General features: G+C 70.7%; 20 protein-coding genes. All 20 read right to left on the reverse strand.

What is annotated here, in order from left to right:
- Positions 1 to 183: 183 nt before the first annotated feature.
- Positions 184 to 993 (reverse strand): hypothetical protein, encoded by an 810-nt coding sequence (locus ABD234_RS05175; RefSeq protein ID WP_344354438.1) that lies wholly within the window; start codon positions 991 to 993, stop codon positions 184 to 186.
- Positions 990 to 5291, reverse strand: coding sequence for a phage tail tape measure protein (locus ABD234_RS05180; protein ID WP_344354439.1), 4302 nt, complete (start codon positions 5289 to 5291; stop codon positions 990 to 992). Before ABD234_RS05180 ends, ABD234_RS05175 begins: the two co-directional genes overlap by 4 nt.
- Positions 5292 to 5308: 17 nt before the next feature.
- The gene (locus ABD234_RS05185) at positions 5309 to 5599 is read right to left on the reverse strand and encodes a hypothetical protein (protein WP_344354440.1); all 291 of its coding nucleotides are present in this window, start codon (positions 5597 to 5599) and stop codon (positions 5309 to 5311) included.
- A gap of 119 nt (positions 5600 to 5718) precedes the next feature.
- Entirely contained in the window at positions 5719 to 6036 is a 318-nt protein-coding gene (locus tag ABD234_RS05190; RefSeq protein ID WP_344354442.1) for a hypothetical protein, read from the reverse strand.
- A gap of 118 nt (positions 6037 to 6154) precedes the next feature.
- Positions 6155 to 6736 carry a hypothetical protein gene (locus ABD234_RS05195; RefSeq protein WP_344354444.1) on the reverse strand — a complete coding sequence of 194 codons (582 nt, stop codon included), beginning with the start codon at positions 6734 to 6736 and terminating at the stop codon, positions 6155 to 6157.
- A gap of 2 nt (positions 6737 to 6738) precedes the next feature.
- The gene (locus tag ABD234_RS05200) at positions 6739 to 7182 is read right to left on the reverse strand and encodes a hypothetical protein (RefSeq protein ID WP_344354446.1); all 444 of its coding nucleotides are present in this window, start codon (positions 7180 to 7182) and stop codon (positions 6739 to 6741) included.
- The gene (locus tag ABD234_RS05205; RefSeq protein ID WP_344354447.1) at positions 7179 to 7469 is read right to left on the reverse strand and encodes a hypothetical protein; all 291 of its coding nucleotides are present in this window, start codon (positions 7467 to 7469) and stop codon (positions 7179 to 7181) included. Before ABD234_RS05205 ends, ABD234_RS05200 begins: the two co-directional genes overlap by 4 nt.
- Positions 7469 to 7804, reverse strand: a complete 336-nt coding sequence (locus ABD234_RS05210; RefSeq protein ID WP_344354449.1) for a hypothetical protein — start codon at positions 7802 to 7804, stop codon at positions 7469 to 7471. Before ABD234_RS05210 ends, ABD234_RS05205 begins: the two co-directional genes overlap by 1 nt.
- A 2-nt stretch (positions 7805 to 7806) precedes the next feature.
- Complete coding sequence (locus ABD234_RS05215) at positions 7807 to 8214, reverse strand: hypothetical protein (protein ID WP_344354451.1); 408 nt, start codon at positions 8212 to 8214, stop codon at positions 7807 to 7809.
- A 15-nt stretch (positions 8215 to 8229) separates the two neighbouring features.
- Positions 8230 to 8613, reverse strand: a complete 384-nt coding sequence (locus ABD234_RS05220; RefSeq protein WP_344354452.1) for a hypothetical protein — start codon at positions 8611 to 8613, stop codon at positions 8230 to 8232.
- A 2-nt stretch (positions 8614 to 8615) separates the two neighbouring features.
- A complete protein-coding gene (locus ABD234_RS05225; RefSeq protein ID WP_344354453.1) occupies positions 8616 to 9527 on the reverse strand; it encodes a phage major capsid protein in 912 nt (303 codons plus the stop codon).
- Positions 9528 to 9543: 16 nt separating this feature from the next.
- Positions 9544 to 9900 (reverse strand): capsid cement protein, encoded by a 357-nt coding sequence (locus ABD234_RS05230; RefSeq protein ID WP_344354454.1) that lies wholly within the window; start codon positions 9898 to 9900, stop codon positions 9544 to 9546.
- 1 nt (position 9901) lies between these two features.
- Positions 9902 to 11131: a head maturation protease, ClpP-related gene (locus ABD234_RS05235; protein ID WP_344354455.1), complete on the reverse strand. Its 1230-nt coding sequence runs from the start codon at positions 11129 to 11131 to the stop codon at positions 9902 to 9904.
- A complete protein-coding gene (locus tag ABD234_RS05240) occupies positions 11112 to 12428 on the reverse strand; it encodes a phage portal protein family protein (RefSeq protein ID WP_344354457.1) in 1317 nt (438 codons plus the stop codon). The genes ABD234_RS05235 and ABD234_RS05240 overlap by 20 nt, the downstream gene beginning before the upstream one ends.
- Positions 12429 to 12439: 11 nt before the next feature.
- On the reverse strand, positions 12440 to 13921 hold the full coding sequence (locus ABD234_RS05245) for a hypothetical protein (RefSeq protein ID WP_344354458.1): 1482 nt from the start codon (positions 13919 to 13921) through the stop codon (positions 12440 to 12442).
- 25 nt (positions 13922 to 13946) lie between these two features.
- Positions 13947 to 14375 carry a hypothetical protein gene (locus tag ABD234_RS05250; protein ID WP_344354460.1) on the reverse strand — a complete coding sequence of 143 codons (429 nt, stop codon included), beginning with the start codon at positions 14373 to 14375 and terminating at the stop codon, positions 13947 to 13949.
- Between the two features lie 165 nt (positions 14376 to 14540).
- Positions 14541 to 14882, reverse strand: a complete 342-nt coding sequence (locus tag ABD234_RS05255) for a hypothetical protein (RefSeq protein WP_344354462.1) — start codon at positions 14880 to 14882, stop codon at positions 14541 to 14543.
- The gene (locus ABD234_RS05260) at positions 14879 to 15190 is read right to left on the reverse strand and encodes an HNH endonuclease (protein WP_344354464.1); all 312 of its coding nucleotides are present in this window, start codon (positions 15188 to 15190) and stop codon (positions 14879 to 14881) included. Before ABD234_RS05260 ends, ABD234_RS05255 begins: the two co-directional genes overlap by 4 nt.
- 278 nt (positions 15191 to 15468) lie before the next feature.
- The gene (locus ABD234_RS05265) at positions 15469 to 15693 is read right to left on the reverse strand and encodes a hypothetical protein (protein WP_344354466.1); all 225 of its coding nucleotides are present in this window, start codon (positions 15691 to 15693) and stop codon (positions 15469 to 15471) included.
- 180 nt (positions 15694 to 15873) lie between these two features.
- Positions 15874 to 16398 carry a hypothetical protein gene (locus tag ABD234_RS05270; RefSeq protein WP_344354467.1) on the reverse strand — a complete coding sequence of 175 codons (525 nt, stop codon included), beginning with the start codon at positions 16396 to 16398 and terminating at the stop codon, positions 15874 to 15876.
- Positions 16399 to 16971 lie beyond the last annotated feature (573 nt).

Here is a 16971-nt window from a genome sequence, read left to right on the forward strand (position 1 = left end):
GCTGCGCGGCCCAGACGATGGACCCCGTACTGCCGGAGATCCCGCCACCGCCAGTGACCTGAGCGGGCAGATCGCCAGCGATGTCGGTGTCCCACGACACCGACTGCACCGCTCGCTCCACCCCCGCCACGGTGACGGAGACCTTCCACTGGGGGATGCCAGGAGCGAGAGATCCAGGGAGCATCAGGCCACCTCCATCACCGTGAAGCTGGCCGATCCGAGGGGGCCGGATCGGCGGACGACGGTGAGCGAGGTCGAGAGCCCGACCAGGACCGCCGACGGGCATCCATGACCGGGCGCCCACGCCACCGGAGCGCTGGTCCAGGTGACCTGCGGCCGCGCAAGGCGGCTCACCGAGCTCCTCGCGCCGACACGCACCGAGACAGCTCCCGGCGGCGGGGCGGCGGAGATCGCGACACGGGTCATCCCGGCGCCGCCGGCAGAGCTGACATGCGCAGCGAGCTGGGTTCCCGCGGCGTCGTAGAAGGACATCTGGATCTGCGGGCTCGAGCCTTCGACATCTGCGGCCCAGGTCACGGAGCGGTCAGAGACGACCGGGATGCCCCGGGGAGTGACCCACACCCAGCCCGACGCCAGATCCACGTCGAGGGACCGCGGCGCCCAGCTTCCATCCGAGACCCGGGTGGGGCCGGCGTCGGAGAGGCTCGAAGCCGCGAACCGATCCAGGAGCAACGCCTCCCGCGGCGTGAGCAGGTTGCCCGTCTGCGCTTGGACGGTGACCCAGTTCCACGGGCCAGGGCCCCACGCACCGCGAGCGAAGGCGTCGAGCGCGGCGAGCCTTGGACCCGTGGCGAACGGCAGGGACACCTCCCATGAGCGGGGCGATGCTGGCAGCACCTGAGCTCGGCGCCTTCCCTCGACGGTGGTCTGGAAGACGTAGCGCTCCTCGGCCGAGGCCGTCTCGCTGGCTGTGCCCGGCACCTGGATCATCCGTCCGAGAGATCCGAGGTGTGGCCAGAGGTCCAGGCTCATCGGTGGCTACCCCCTGTCGCCGTGATCAGCGGCATCCGCTCCGAGTCGAAGGCACGGGTGACCGACCGGACGACGCTCCGGTTGTCGACCTTCAGGTCCACCGCCTCAGCGATGGCCCGCAGCAGCGCGCGGTCCTCGTCCGACAGCCCGACGACCGCGGGCGCCGCGCCAGGGCCTGTAGAAGCCCGCCCGGCCATGTAGGCGCGAGACTCGTCCGGGTTCAGCACGACCTCCGGTTGCCCCGAGAGGTTCAGCGCGAAGGCCCCGCTGTCGAGCACCCCACCGGTGTCGAAGATCCCGCCCTGGTCGAAGCCGACGTGCACGTGATCCCAGTGGTTGGTCGCCGTCTTGCCGGTGTTGGCGTAGCGCCGGCCGCTCCTGTGGATGTTCCGGCCGTAGGCCGGGGTGTACAGCAGCTCGGTCGGGCTGTAGAGCCGGTCGACGGCGTTGAAGAACGCCATCATGGCTCCGCTCGACCCGGCGTAGTCGTGGGCCCGCCCGAGGGCGTGGAGGCTCACGAGGCCGTTCTGGGCCGTGCGGGCGCCGCGGCGGCCGGACGAGGTCAGCGACAGGCCCATGGACTGGGCCAGCGTGAGGGTCTTCGACAGGGACCCGCCGCTACCGCCGGCGGGAACATCGCCCTCGGGGCCGGTGGTGAAGCCCAGGAGCTTGTCGGCGAGCGCGCCGGCGACCTTCTTCGGCACGGCGACCGCGAGGTCCCGGACCATGCCGGCACCGGGGATCGATCCGGTGAGCGTGTCCACCAGGCGGGTGATCGCGCCCTTCGGGTCTGCGATCGCGTCGGCGATGAAGCCGCCCTTGTCGCGGATCCAGTCGATGGTGTCGCCGCTGGTGTCCTTGACCCAGTCCAGGATCCCGCCCTTGTCGAAGGCAGGGAACCGCTCGCGGAACTCGGACATGCTGCGGCCGGCCATCGCCCAGCGGTTCGCGGCGAACAGCCGTGCCCGCTCGATGGGGTCGCGCAGCGCCTCGGAGACGTAGACGCCCTCGCCGCGGCGCATGGTGACGACCTGGTCGTCGCCGTCGCGCCACGAGGACTGGCCCGGGAGGATGCCGCCGCGGTCGAACCCGGCGGGGAGGGACATGTCGGGGAGTCGAGCCGACTCCGGCAGCCCCATCTTCGCCGCGACGTCGTTGAAGTTCTTCTTCAGGCCCTCGTTGTAGACCTTGTTGATGACGAAGTCGACCGGCGTGCGGGCGGCGGTCTTCACCGCATCCCAGGCCTTCGCGATCCCATCCTTCATGGTGGTGAAGGACTGCTCGATCTTGTCGGTCACCGTGGTGATGGCCGGCTGGATCGTGCTCTCGAACCAGGTCACGACGGGCTGGATGATGCGGTCTCGGATCTCGTCCCAGACGGTCCGCAGGGCATCGCGCATCACGCCGAAGCCGGTGCTGATGTACCCGAGGACGGTCTGGACGATCGGCCAGGCGGTGCCCATCAGCCAGTCCACGACGGGGGCGATGACGTTGTCCCGGATGAAGCCCCAGATCACCTGCAGGCCGGTCTTCAGCAGGTCGAATCCGGTGCGGATGTACCCGATGACGGTCTGGATGATTGGCCAGGCGACGGTCTGGAACCAGGCCACGACGGCGCTGATGGCCGCCTGGATGCCGGCCCAGGCAGGCTGCAGGACGTTCTGCCAGAGCCAGGTGGCGGCTGCCGCGACGGCGTCCCAGGCCGCCTTCAGGGCCGGCCACGCCGTGGTCTGGAACCAGTCCACGACGGCGCCGATGGCCGCCTGGATGCCGGCCCACGCGGGGGCGAGGATGTTGTTCCAGAGCCACATGGCCACGGGGGCGATGACGTGCTCGAAGTACCACGTGAGCAGGTCGATGTACGTCATCACGACGGCCACGGCGATCGCGATGGCGGTCTTGATGCCGGTCCAGACCGGCTGGATGATGCTCTGCCAGAGCCACGTCGCGGTGCCGGCGATCGCGTTCCAGGTCGCCTGCAGAGCGGGCCACATGGTGCCGGTGACCCACTCGACGGTTGCGGCGATCGCGGTGCGGATGCCGTTCCACGCCGGGACGAGGACGTTCTGCCACAGCCACACGGCGGCGGTCGCGATCCCGTCCCAGACGGCCTTGATGACGGGCCAGGCTGTGCCCACGATCCAGTCGACGGTCGCGGCGATCGCGGTGCGGATGCCGTTCCACGCCGGGACGAGGACGTTCTGCCACAGCCAGACGGCGGCGGTCGCGACCCAGCCGGCGAAGGTCTTGATCGCGGGCCATGCGGTGCCGACGATCCAGTCGACGACGGACGCGAAGATCTTCTTCCCGACCTCGGTCTGGGTGAAGAACCAGGTGAGTGCGCCGACGGCGGCCCCGATGGCCAGGGGGATCCAGGAGATGGAGGCGATGAGGCCACCGATCGCGCCGCCGAGGGCGATGAGCCCGGCGATGACGACGGTGCCGCCGAACCCGGCTAAGAAGGCGGCGATGTCCTTGCCGTGGTCAGCGATCCACTGCCCGAGGGGCTCGAGCGCCTTCTCCCACAGCCAGATCGCTGCGTCGCGCAGCTTGAACAGCGTGTCGACGACGCCGGAGTCCTCTTCGAGCCCGAACAGGCCGCCGTCGAAGTCGCCGTTGACGAGGATGTCCCAGATGGCCTTGCCACCCTCGACCACCGCATCGATGCCCTCGGCGAGGGGGGTGAAGTCGATCGTCTCGACCCAGTCGGCGAGCGCGCCCATCGCCTCGCCGCCGAGGGAGAACAGGGCGTCGCCGATGGGCTCCAGGGCGATGAGCGCCTTGTTCTTGAACAGCTGCCACTTCTGGGGGAAGTCGGCGGTCTCCTCGCCGAGGCCGATGAGGGTGTCGCCGGTCGCGCCGACGGACTCGCGGAGCTGGTCGAGGTTCAGCTTCCCGGACTGCAGGGCGCCGACGAACTGGGGTGCGCCGCGTGTGCCGAAGACCTTCGAGGCGAGGTCGGTCGCGCCTGCGATGTCGCCGGTGTCGACCATCCGCTGGATCTCGCCGGTGACCCTGTCGAAGGCCTCTGCAGGCTCCTCGCCGTCCTTCGCGAGGTTCACCAGCGACCGGGACATCGAGTTCATGACCTGGTCGGCGTCGAGGCCGGCCTTGTCGAGCACGCCGACCATCGCGGCGGTCTCCTCGAATCCGAAGCCGAGGTTCTGCAGGGCAGGGGCGTTCTTCTGGATCGAGCCGGCGAGGTCGTTCATGCTGACCCCGGTGGCCTGCGACACCTGGAAGAGGGTGTCCATGGCGCCGGCGACCTGGTCGCCTTCGAGCTTGAACGCGGAGAACGCTGCGGAGGTCTCCTGGATATCGAGCTCTTCGCCCAGGATGTCGCTCGCGTACAGGTACTGCGATGCGACTGTTTCGAGGGTGTCGCCCGACAGGCCGAGGCGCGTGTTGAGGTCGGCGACCGTGGATCCGACCCGGTCGAAGTCGGCCGGGACGTTGGAGGCGACAGCCTGTGCCGAGTCCTCGAGCCCGGCGAGGGCTTCCCCGGTGGCGCCGGTTCCGACACGGATGGTGTCGTACATGTGGTCGAAGGACTCGCCGATCTCCCAGATCGCGCCGCCGACCTGCTTCAGCTTGTCGAAGCCGATCGTGGCCACGATGCCGCCGGCGAAGCCGGCGAGCCCGCTCTTGAAGGTCGAGCTGAAGCCCTTCGCGGAGTCGTCTCCGGAACGCCGGAAGTCCTTCTCGATCTCCTCGGCCGCGTTCTCGCCCTCGCGCTCGACGGGCTTGAAGGCGCCCTTGAAGTCGCCGCGGAACGCCGAATGCAGGCGATCACCGAGGCGCTCGAAGGGGGTGGCCGCCTTCTCCGCGGCCTTCTCGGTCTCGCGGAGCGACCGCGACGTCTCGTCGAGCTCGCGGTTCGCGCGGTCCATCGCCGACTGCTGCGCGCGCTGCGCCGCTTCGACCTTCTGGGAGGCGAGGGCGAGGCGATCCTGGGCGGCGAGGACCTGGGACGACTCCGCGGGGTACTTCGAGAGCGCCTCGGTGACCTTCGCCTGGGCGATCTCCTCCTTGCGGCGCGCAGCCTCGACCTTCGCCGCCTGGGACTCGGCGGTGGCGGTGACCTTCTTCGATGCCTGCTCATAGGCCGCGCGGGCCTTGTCGACATCGGCCCCGGTGGCCTTCGCGAGCTGCCCGGTGAGGGCCTTGCCCATCCGCTTGCCGGAGTCGCCGGCGACCTTCTCGACAGCTCGGAAGCTGCGGCCGAAGGTGGGGGCGAGGTCGTCGCCGCTGGCAGCGATGGTCACGTACGCGGTGGCGAGCTCGACTGCGGACGCCATGAGCCCCACCCCCCTTCTCAGTGGAGGGGTGGGGACTCCCACCCGAGCATGCGGTCGATGTCGGCGAGGGGTGCCTCGCCGGTCTCGATCTGGCCGGCCTGCTCGCTGCCGCCTGCCTTGGCCGGTCGGGGTATGGGGTTGGGCAGCTGGTGCTGCTTGACCCCGGAGATGTTGCCGACCTGGGCGCGCAGGGTGCGCAGCTGGTCGACGATGCCGGCGAGGAGGTCGCGGTTCGGGTCTCCCCAGACCCAGTCCTTCTCGTTCTGGATCCGTCGGGAGGGGGCGTCCCAGGGCGCGTGCTCGAGCACGGCGACGACGTCGCCCCAGTCGGTGCCGGTGCTGATCGGGTCCTCGAGGTCACGCCACCGCAGGCCCGCATGGATCAGCGTGGCTTCGATCGCGGTGGCGTGCTCCTCGTGGGTCTCGATCAGCGCGAGGATTTCCCCGCCGCGGCCTTGGACGCCTTCCCCCAGGCATCCATGAACAGCAGGGCCTCGTCATCGACCAGGGAGTCGATCGCCTCCGCCTCCTCGGGGGTGGCGTTCTCGACGATCCAGTTCAGGAATCGGCGCGGGTCGGTCTTCATGGTGCGGCTGACGCCGAGGGGCATCTGGCGCATCGTCGGGAGGTCGAACTCCGCATCGCCGAAGACCTCCGGCAGGGTGAACTGGACGCGGTCGTAGGTGACCTTCGTCGTGCGCGAGAACTGCTTCTTCTTCGACTTCTTGCTCTTCGACTCGGACATTCCGACTCCTCAGGGTGCTGGTACAGGAACGGCACCCCGAGATGGGGTGCCGTGGTTCGGCTCGTGGAGGGGGAGACCTGGCCCCGGCGAGCCGGGGGCCGGGGCCAGGTCGGCGGGGTCAGATCGTCGCGCCGTCGTCGAAGTAGTCGTAGACGGGGACGTCGTCGTCATCCGCGTGGCAGCGCAGCTCGACCGAGTACTTGATCGAGGTGGAGTCGACGTACTGGACGTCGCCGCTGTACACGAGCTGGCCGGACGGGATGACCTTGCGCTGGGTGCCGCCCTTGACGCGCAGCATGTCGATCACCCACACCGCCTTCGGCGGCAGCCCGGACTTCCACTTCACGTCGATGAGGTTGCCGTGGGTCGCGGTGGCCGGAGTGGTGACGACGTTCTCCTCGCCCGCGATCGACTTCAGAGTCTCCGCGTTGGAGGACTCCATCAGGGTGAACGTGATGACGACGCCGTACTCGGTCTCGTGGGTGTCGACGGTCACGCCGCCCCACGCCTGCTCGTCCTCGGCCGTGCGGTTCACGGTCTGGGTGACGGCATCGGTCGTCACGTAGCCCTGAGCCACGAAGTCCGCGACGAGCGGCGTGTACGCGTCGACAGGGAGCGCGGTGCCCAGCGGGGCCTTGCGGATGCCGCCGCGCGCGGTGAGCGGCTTGGCGGCGGAGACTGCGGCGGTGCCTTCAGCCATGGTCATGCTCCTTCGGAAGAGAGGATGGTGGTGTCCTCACCGACGAAGGAGACTTCGGCGGCGAGCCTGTGCACCGGGGTCCCCGTGTCGGGGTCCGGCAGGTAGGTGGGGTCCTGGATGATCTGGGGGTTCCAGACGTCCTCGTACTCAGGCCACGCCCGCAGGAGCGCGGCGGCGTTCTGAGCGCCTTTCGCGGACTCCATGGAGTCCTGGGCCCAGACCTCGAACTGAAGCCGCACACGGGCGTATACGCGGTCATGCACGCCCGGCCCACCAGACTCCCGCACGATCACGAACGGGAGCTTCGTGGCGAAGTTCGCCGGCTGCTCGAGGTAGACCCGCTCGAGGCCCGCGAAGCGGCGCAGCCACCCGCGGACCATGACGATCGGATCGGGGAAGACGACAGCGGTCACGCCGCCGTCGACGGCCGGGTATGGCATGCTCACCGCCCCTCGTCGAGGTGCTTCAGCAGCGTCCCGCGGCGCAGGTTGTCCCGCTTCCCGCGGGCCGTGCGGGTGATCACCGACGCCGCGGCGCGAGGCTCCTCGAGCACGAGCTCGGTCGCCAGGTACGGGTCCTCCTCGCCGGGGTCGGTGGACACACCAGCGTTGGCCGCCTTCGCGATCCGCTCGGCCCGGCGCCGCATGTCGTCGTACACGGCGGGCTGGGTCAGGATCGCCTTGACCGCGTCCGGGTTCACCTGCAGCCGCACGCCGACCTTGATGTCGACCATCACCTCACCGCCTTCAGCGCGATGTCCGTGCCGAGCACGGTGCCGGTGAAGGGGTTCCGCCGGATCGTCGAGGCATGCCCGACGACCTGGTAGATGTCGCCGTTGATGCGGAACTCGTCGAAGGCCGTGTACCGGAACTCGCGGACGAACAGGAGTGTGCCGGCGGAGTCGATGCGGTGGCCCTCGGCGAGGTCCTGCGACGTCGACCCGGGCGCCCAGACGCCGTCCGGGACGGACGTCCAGGGGCCCCAGGTCTCGACCTCCTCGCCGCGCTCGTTCTCGACCCAGCCGAGATGCGGGTGATGCTCGACAGCGTCGATCGTGGACCACGCCATCGTCACCACCACCCTCGGCGGCCCGGCCGTGCGAAGAGCGGGTCGTAGTTGTCGGGCTCGGGGAAGGACCCGCGTGCACTGCCGGCTCCCGTCCGTTCGCAGAGGTCCTGCAGGGCGGCCCGGTCGTCCTTGTCGAGGATCCCGCGGCCGCCCGTGATGTAGGTGATGCTGAACGGACCGGCGGTCTGGGATCGTGCGTACTCAGGGGTGCCGCGGACTCGCTCGATCGCGCGGAGCACGATGAGCTTGGCCTCGGCGCGGAGACCGGAGTCGGCGCCGGTCTCGGTGACGCAGGGGGCGAACCTGGCCGCCGCGCTGTTCGCGGCATCGAAGAAGATCGACAGCCACGGGTCGGTCAGACCAGGCACGAGGGCGTGGTCCACCTCGGTCAGCAGCGGGTTGTCAGCCATGCTCGCCCCCTCCCATCACTCGGTGGGCTTGCCGGCCGCGTCGACCGCGGCGATGACGTCCTCGCGGGACGCATCGGCCGGCACCTCGACGTCGACCTTCTCCGCGTAGGCACGCCACGCCTCGGGGCCGGAGCCCTTGCCGGCCTTCGGCGGCGGGGTGGGCCGCTCCTCGCCCTGCGCGCCGGCGTCCCCGAGGGTCTCGGGATCGATGTCGTCCTCGGGGTCGAGGTCGGGCTCGGGCAGGGCCTCGATGAGGCCGCGGGAGGCGAGGAGGTCGAGAGACTCCTCGGCCACGCCCTCGGGCACGATCGCGCCGGCGCGGAGGATCCGCGCGACGCGGTTGCCGTCGAGCGAGCCGATGGAGACCTTCACGACCGGCGCGGTGACCTTGTAGCTCATGCTCAGGCCCCCGTTCCGGTCACGTGGAACCCGGCCAGCGGGTTCGTCACGACGGGCACGTGCGGGTTGCGGGCCTGCAGGCGGGTCTTGTCCGCCTTCGGCTCACGGATCGGGGCGATCTCGACGCCGGTGTCGTTGCCGACGGGACGGTACTCCGGCGACGGGATGCTCTCGCGGCCGATGCCGCCGAGGCGGCGGCGGTCCACGAACAGCGGGTCCGAGAACTGGTCGTCGTCGGACGAGATCCAGGTGAGACCGGCGATCCGCGGGAAGTCTCCGCTGCGGGCGGTGTCGTCGTTGTCCGGGAGGACGTCGAGCAGCTCCGGGATCACCTCGGCGTACTGCTCGCCGTTCAGCACGACGGTGTCGATGCTGTAGCCGAGCTTCAGCCGGCGGGCGGCGGCCTGCACGCGCAGCGCGTCCTTCAGGATCTGCTTGCCGTTGGTCCACGCCGCGCCGGCGGCGAGGGTCTGGGTGATCGAGCTGTTGATCACGCCGATGGCGGTCTCGTTCGCGCCGAAGACGAGCTCGGTCTGCAGGAGCAGGAACGCGTCGTCGATCGGCTGCCGCAGAGACCGGCCGACCTCCTCGTCGGTGACCTCAGTGGCGATGCCGTCCTTCGAGGTCGTGTACATCTCGTACTGCTCCTGGGAGAGCGGGGTGAGCTTGTACTCGGCGCCGGGGGCGACGACCTCGGAGGAGCGGTCGGTGCGGATCTTCTCGTTCACCGGGACGGCGAGCGCGCCGCCCTGCAGCGTGTAGCGGCCGGCGAGCAGGTAGTTCCCGATGAACTGCTGGGCCTGCAGGATCTCGCCGAGGCGCCGCGCGACCATCGTCGGCGACTTGAGGAAGGCGAGCAGCTCGAGCGCGGTGGCGCTGTTGAGCTGGCTCGGGGAGTAGGGGTAGGTCTTCATGTTCGTGGTTCCCTTCTCAGGCCAGGACCTGGACGAGGCCGCCGTCGACGGCCGCCGTCAGGGCGGTTCCGATGACGGTGCCGGTGGTGGCGGTGCGGACGGCGCCGTTGCCGGCGGCCTCGACCTGCGCGCCCCGAGCGACCGCGCCGGCGGCCGTGAGCTCGTGGACGGGGCCGGTGACCTCGACGGTGACCTTGTCGCCGACGGCGGCGTCGTGGCCGGCGATGCCGACGTACGACGTGGTCGCCGCGGCGGCGGGGGCGACGGAGCGGTCGGCGGTGCCGACCTGGACGGGAGTGCCGCCGACGACGTCCGCCGTCACGTCGAAGGTGACGGTCTGGCCGGGGCGGAAGAGGGGCAGGTACTGGGCCATCTCAGGCCTCCTTGCTGGTCGGGAAGACGGCCGCGTACGCGGCGTCCTCAGCGGTGGTGCCCTCGCCCGCGGACTCGCCGAGCGGCGCGACCGGGATGGTGTTGGCGTGGAGGCTGTTGAGCACGGCGAGCGCGCCCTCCTCGTCGGCCTCGAGCTGCGCCAGCCAGTGCTCGGCGCGGGCGGGCGGGATCTTCCCGTCCTTGATAGCTGCGTTCACGATGCCGCGGCGGCGGTCTGCGGTCTGCTGCGCGCGGGCGGCGCGGCCGTCCTCGGCCGCGGCCTTGAGGTCGGCGAGCTGCTGCTCGTCGATGAGGGTCACGCCCTCCGGCAGCTGCGCGGAGGCCGCCGCGGGGGCGGGCTCCGCGCGCTCCTCGAGCGCCTCGTCGAGAGCCGCGAGCAGCTCGGTCTCGTTGAGCTGCGCGTTCTCGGCGATGCCGAGGCGGTTGCGGAGCTCCTGGGTCAGGTTCGGCATGTCGAATCCTTCCTGGGTGGTGGTGACCGCCGGCTCCGCCGGAGGCACGGCCGCGGCGGCGCCGCGGGGGATGTAGGGGGAGGGCGCGGCGGCCCGTCCCGCGTGGGCGAAGACGCCGAGGTTGAAGCGCGCCTCCGCGGTGGTCTCCGGCTCCTGGTCGAGGATCGCGTCGGCCAGGCCAGCAGCGACGGCCTCCTCGTCCGAGTACCAGGTCTCGACGGCCATGGCCTCGAGCCAGTCGTCGACGGTCCCGCCGGCGCGGCCCTGGTAGATCCGCGCCAGGTTCGTGTTGATGCGGGAGAGGTCGTCGGCGGCCTTGCGGAGGTCGTCGGTGTCGCCGATCGCGACGGCCCAGGCGTTGTGGATCATCAGCTCGGCGTTCGGGGCCACGAGGACCTTGTCGGCGCCCATCGCGATGAAGCTCGCGGCCGAGGCGGCGAGCCCGTCGACGACCACGGTCACCGAGGCCTTGTGCTGGCGGAGCTGGTTGAGGATCGCGAGGCCCTCGTGGACCTCGCCGCCGGGGGAGTTGAGGTGCAGCTCGATGTGCTCGACGTCGTCAGGCAGCGAGTCGAGCGCGGCGCCGAACTCCTTCGCGCTGAGGCCGAACCACTCGCCCCAGGAGTCGATGGGGTCGTAGATGCGCATCACCGCGGTCCCGGCGTCGGCCCCCTCCGTCGCGGTGGGGACGGATGCCAGCACGGGCGTCTTCTGCTTGCCGGGGGCGAGGTTGAAGCGGTCACGGAGCGGGCGTGGCATCGTCGCCTCCTTCCTGGGGGGTCTGGGCGCCTTGCACGTCGGTGGTGCCGATCTCGCGGGCGGTTTCCGGGTCGGCGTCGGGCAGGCCGTAGCGGTGGCGCATGAACCGCTCGAGCCGCTCGTCGGGGCGGATGACCTTCGTCTGCACGAGGGACTGCAGGGCCTCGGCGGTGGCCGGGGTCTGCGCGCCGATCTCGTCGCAGGTGATCCGGGGCGCCTGCACGGTCTCGCCGAAGTTCAGGTCGACCAGGTCCTCGACGATGTGGTGGGTCGCCGTGTCGGCGATCTGCTCGGCGACGGTCTGCAGGCTCAGGGTGAAGAAGTCCGCGAACGTGGTGCCGAGCGCCCAGCTGCCGGTCTGTGTGCCGAGGTTCAGGAAGTGCGCGAGCGCCGCGCGAGCCATCTGCTCGTCGTAGTACCGGATCGGCTTGTCGGCGTCGGGCAGGGACCCGCTGACGCCGACGAGCTCGAGCTTCGCGCCGAAGGGGATCGAGGCGCCGGCCGTCTCCCCGGACCGGAAGGACTTCGCGATCTCGAGGCCGCGGTCGATCTCGGCCTTCTGGCGCTTCGTCTGCTCGTCCTCCATGAGCCCCAGGGTCGAGAGGTCGGGCGCGGTGTAGACGGGGACGCCCATGCCGTTGCGCTCGATCGTGGTGGCCTGGACGCGCAGCAGGCGGTCCTTCAGCAGCCACGGCTTGTACGAGGGCCGGAGGATGGACACGCCGGCCCAGTTCGCGCCCTCGCGCTCGGAGACGTACACGACGAGCCGGTCGGCGGTCATCTTCGCGGACCCGGTCGAGGCGTTCTGCTCGATGGAGGAGAGGCCGCCGTCGCGGTCGACGTTGATCTTGGAGATCGTGGCCTGCGGCCGGTAGCCGAGCTTGCGGATCCAGAGGCGGCCGTCGTCGCCGATCTGGTACACCTGCTCGAAGGCCGCGAAGCCGAAGTCGAGAGCAGTGAGGGCGAGGCGGACGTGGTCGCCCCAGGAGAACCGCTTGCGGCGCCGGGTGGGCTGCGCGGGCTGGCCGGCGATCGGCAGGCCGAGGTTCTCGGAGACGAAGGCGACGACCTCGTCGTCGGCTCCGTTGGGGTCGAGGTGCCAGGCCGTGCGCTGGATCGGCAGCTTCACGGCCTTCAGCACGGACTGGACCTGGGTCTCCTCGCGCCGCATCCGCGCGTACACGCCGACGGACTGCGGGAAGATCAGCGCGGGGTTCTCGTCGAGTCCGGGCTCGAGATCGGACCAGCCCGCGACGTTGCCGGTGACGTAGCCGACCTCGGTCTGGGGAGATGCCACGGGACCTCCTCTCAGAAGCGCATGGTCAGGACGTCCATGCCGTCATTGGCGGGCCCGGTCTCAGCGGTCAGCACCTGGGGTGCCGGCGCCGCCGAGCTGGTCGGCTGGGACTCGGACTTCTTCAGGCCCCACACCGCCAGGGACATGCCCTGCACGGCGGAGGACGGCACCAGGGGGTCGCCCTGGTCCCACGTCTTGAGGGCCTGGCCCTTGTTCATCACGCGGGGCACAGCTGCCTCGAGCGCATCGGTCAGCTCCGGCTGCGGCGGGTGCACGATCACGCCGCCGTTGATGTACTCGACGGTCATGTCGAACGCGGCAGCGACCTCCGACATGTGCATCGCCATGTACCGCAGGCCGGCGCGCGAGAGGTCGCTCGTGATCGTCGCGGCGTTCTTCTCGTCCAGGACGATCAGGCGCGAGGCGAGCTTGCGGCGCAGCGTCTTCAGCTCCTCAGGGATCCACAGCGTGCCCGCGTTGGTCGCCAGGTGCTGGACGAGGATCTCGCCACCGTCGAGACGCTGCGCGCCGCAGATCGACGAGTACCCGCCGCCGCGGCCGATGACCACGGCGAGCGCGACGCGCCGCGTGAGCCATGCGTCGACCTCGTGGGCGTTCCAGGCGGCCATGTCGACGTCGCTGTTGGAGTCGTCGGCGCCCTCGGGGCGGTTCGGCCAGATCGACAGGCGCTCTCGGCCGAACGCTTCCTTGCCGGGGGTGGTGTCGCGCTCGTATTGGTCGCGGATCGTGTCCCAGTGGATGCGGTGCGGGGCGGCCGGGTTCGCGGCGGCCCACACGTGGGGGTCGGCGCGGTCGATCGTCTCGGCGATCTCCGGGTCCTCGGAGCCGTGGGGCGTCCACTCCATCCACCCGGTGCGGGACGGCTTCGGCGCGCGGCCGCGGTCGCGGACGCCCTCGAAGACCTCGGAGTCGTTGACGCCTTCCTCGGGGACGGTGCCCATGAAAAGTTCTTGCCTGTTCGGCACGGCGGACTGCGTGTAGGTCAGCGCGTTGTGCGCAGCCTGGGACTCCTCCTGGGCCTCGTCCTGGACGAGGACGTCCCCGGAGAAGCCGCGGCCGCTGTTCTTCGAGCGGGCCACGAAGCGGATCTGGTCGGGGAGCGTCTGGCCCTTGCGGGGCCGCAGGATGATGCCCTCCTGGCCGTTGGCGGTGTAGACCTGGTGCACGCGGCGCATCAGCTGCGGCTGGGACTCGACGACGCCCTTGAGGCGCTGGAATCCGTTGATGGCGGTCTTCATCTCGTGCGCCGTGTGGAGGATCATCTTCGGCCGGTTGTCCGGGCGGGGGAACAGGAACAGGTGCGCGAGGTCGTAGGCGACGAGGATCTCGCCCTTGCCGTTCTGCCGCGACACCAGCAGCCCGAACTCCGTGGCGGCCCACTGGCCGGCCGCGTCGACGGCGAACAGCGCGTCGATGACGTAGGACTGCCACGGGTCGAGGTGGACGCCGCAGGCGGCCGCGAACGCGGTCACGCGGGGGCCGTAGGTGCCGGCGGCCTCAGGCCTCTTTTCGATCCGAGGGCGCTGGGCTCCCGACAAGACTGAGAGGTCCGCTGTGCGATCCCGAGAGGAACTCACCGAGGCCACCGCCCTCCTGGGACTCGTCGCCGTCGTCGATCCGCTCGATCTCGGCGAGCGTCTCGCGACGCTCCTTCATCAGGGAGGGCAGGCGCGCGGGGCTGTTCGTGGTGGCCCAGACGATCGAGTCCCGCAGCAGCTCCGCCTGCCAGCGCAGCTCTGCGAGCCGTGCACGCACCGGGGCGTCCTCGGCGTTCAGGATCTCGGCCTGCTCGGCGAGCGTGGCCGCGCGCCGGGCCCGCTTCTCGTCCCGGACGGCCCTCTTGCAGGCGTCGCAGGCCTCCTCGTCGCGGCGGCGGTGCCGCTTGTAGGCCGCGGTGGTCCCGCAGGGCTTCAGCTCCCTCGCCACAGCACACCTCCGAACCGACCATCGGCGCAGGTCAGGTGGCAAAAAGTGTCAGACACTATGCGTGTCGGAGAGAGAGATGCCTCGCTGGCCCGGGAGCGAGGCAGCGCGACCGCCGCCGATGATTTCGACGGGGGTGGGGTCCGGGCGCCGCGCTGAATCCGCAGGTCAGAGCACCTCTTGAACCTCGGCCCCGGTCGCGCCGGCAGCTCCGCGGACCTCCCACACCTGGTCTTCGGTGAGCAGCCGCGGCTGCATCACGAGCAGCACATCGACGCGGCGACCGCGCAGGCTCGCGGTCGAGGCCACCGGCCGCACCATGCCGCCACCGAAGTGTGTGGCCGAGGCGTTGCCGTTGGCCCGGACGATCCGCTGCCACTCCTTCTCGTCGGCCGCGGCGACGATCTGGCGGTGCAGGTCCTCGGCCTCGCGGAGCCGCGGCCCGGTGATGACCACGTTCTTGCCGTCGGCCAGGTCACGCAGCACGCCTTCGATCACGTATCGGCTCATGGGGTCTGGTCTCCTTCGGGGAGCGTGGCCGGGGTGATGACCGGCATGACGGTGGCGCCCTTTCGGGCGTTGCATCCTCGGCACATGGCCACGAGCTGCTGACCGATCAGCTTGCCGCCGGTGGCCAGGGCTCTCGGGTGGTCAGCGGTGAAGCCCTGGGCCGACTGCGGGTTGGCCCAGTCGAAGGGCCGGCCGCACTCCGGGCACGGCCAGCCGTTGCGGCGGTACCGGTTGGCGAGGATGTCGCGCTGGCGCCGGTAGGTCCGGTGCCCGCGGCCCGAGCGGATGTGCTGCGTCGAGGACGCCATCGATCCCACCTCCTCGAGCAGGGGAGCGATGCGGCTCGGCAGCCGAGGGGAGTCGGTCCTCAGCCGCCGAGCCGCAGCGCCAGGGGAGCGCACCATGCTGGGTCTCGACCCTGGCTCCCCAGGGGCGGGGAGTCCCCCGGGGAAGTCGGTCGTCTGGCACGCATGCGAACGGCCCGGCCGCCGAAGCGGTCCGGGCCGTGGGTGCAGTACACCAAGATCACCGTCAGGTTGGCATAAGGGTGGCATAGCGTCAAGCACCCCCAGGCCGCCCCGGCGGGTCAGCTCCTGGACCGCCTCGCGGGCCAGCGCCGGCGCGCCCACTGCCCGAGCCGGGCGCACCACCGCCCCAGCCCGCTCATGCCGGACGCGATGTAGTCCCACGTCCGATCGAACACCGGCACCCGGCCCCAGCGGCGACGCACCGGCTCGACGAACAGGCCGCCGATCAGGATGCTCCACGTCATCCCCGCGATGATCCACAGCAGCAGCTCCAGGTCGTTCACCGTGCTCCTCCTCTCCGACGGCGGCTCTGCGTCGTCGATAACCTCCGTGCGACCTCGGGCGTCACCAGGTGAAGGGCCCGTCCTCCCGAGGCGTACGAGTGCACCGGCAGCTCCTTCCTGGCCCACCGCTCCGACAGCCCGTACATGCGGGTGATCCACTCCCGGTCGACCAGCAGCCCGTCATCCGTCCTCTGCGCCTGCACGGGCCACCTCCTCCCTCGAGTACCCCGCGGCCGCCTGCTCGATGGCCAGGTGCACCAGCGCCGCCGGCGGCCGCCACACGCCGAGGACCTTCTTCGCCTTCGACAGGTTGGCCACGAGCTCATCCCGTGCGCCGTCGTCCTCCGACCACCAGCCCTGCTCGACGAGCCACGTGCCGTGCCGCCGAAGCCACCCCGCGACGAGCCCGGTGTTCCCGCCCGTCGCATACCGGGTGCCCGCCGGAGTCCGTGCCCACGTCGACCACCGGATGTCGGGCCGCGCGATGCCACGCTCCTCGGCGATCCGCTCGCCCAGCGCCACGAGCACCGCGTGGATCTGGTCAGCGAGGTCGACGGCCGTCACATTGATCAGCACCGACGAGCTCGGACCAGACCCGGACGGGCCCTCGGCACGCTGCTTCGGCCATCCACGAAGGGCCACCACCGCAGTCTCCAGCTGGTTGATCAGCCTCAGGTACCCGTTCACCCTGGGATCCAGCATCATCAGCTCTTCCTCCTTCGACCACGCTTGCGTCTACGTCCACCAGGGGATGCAGCAGGGGCGCCCTGCGGGCGCGGGCCCCCGTCCCGTCCCGACCCGACCCGGCCCGTCCCGTCCCGACCCGACCCGGAGAATCCGGATCCGGCAGCCTCAGAATCCAGAAGCGATTGGTCAGACGGCTTTCGCCTGGTCGCGCCGGGATTCTGCGGGAACTCAGTTCCGACCTCAGACGGGCCCGCGGGCCCCGCGTGCAGCGCTGAGCCGTGACCTGAGCGCGTTCCCTCGCTGGGTGTCGAGGTCGCAGTCTCAGGGTGCTCAGCGGCTGCCGCGGGTCGCTGGTGCCGGTCGGTGGCGGGCCGTGAGGGTGCCTCCGTCGCTGCTCCTGCTCGCTGCTCGCCGCTGGTGTGCGGCGCCGCGTGCGCAGGGCGCGGGCGGGAGGCCGCAGATCGCTGGTCGCCGCTGGGTGCGGGCGCCGCGTGCTCTGCGGTCTCAGGGCCGGCCGAGGGCCGCTGGGCGGCCCGATCGAGGTCTGTGCGGGTCTGGGTTCCCGGACGCCGATCCCGGGCGCCCCGAGGG

It is taken from the genome of Brachybacterium phenoliresistens (genome assembly GCF_039530785.1).
GTDB lineage: Bacteria > Actinomycetota > Actinomycetes > Actinomycetales > Dermabacteraceae > Brachybacterium > Brachybacterium phenoliresistens.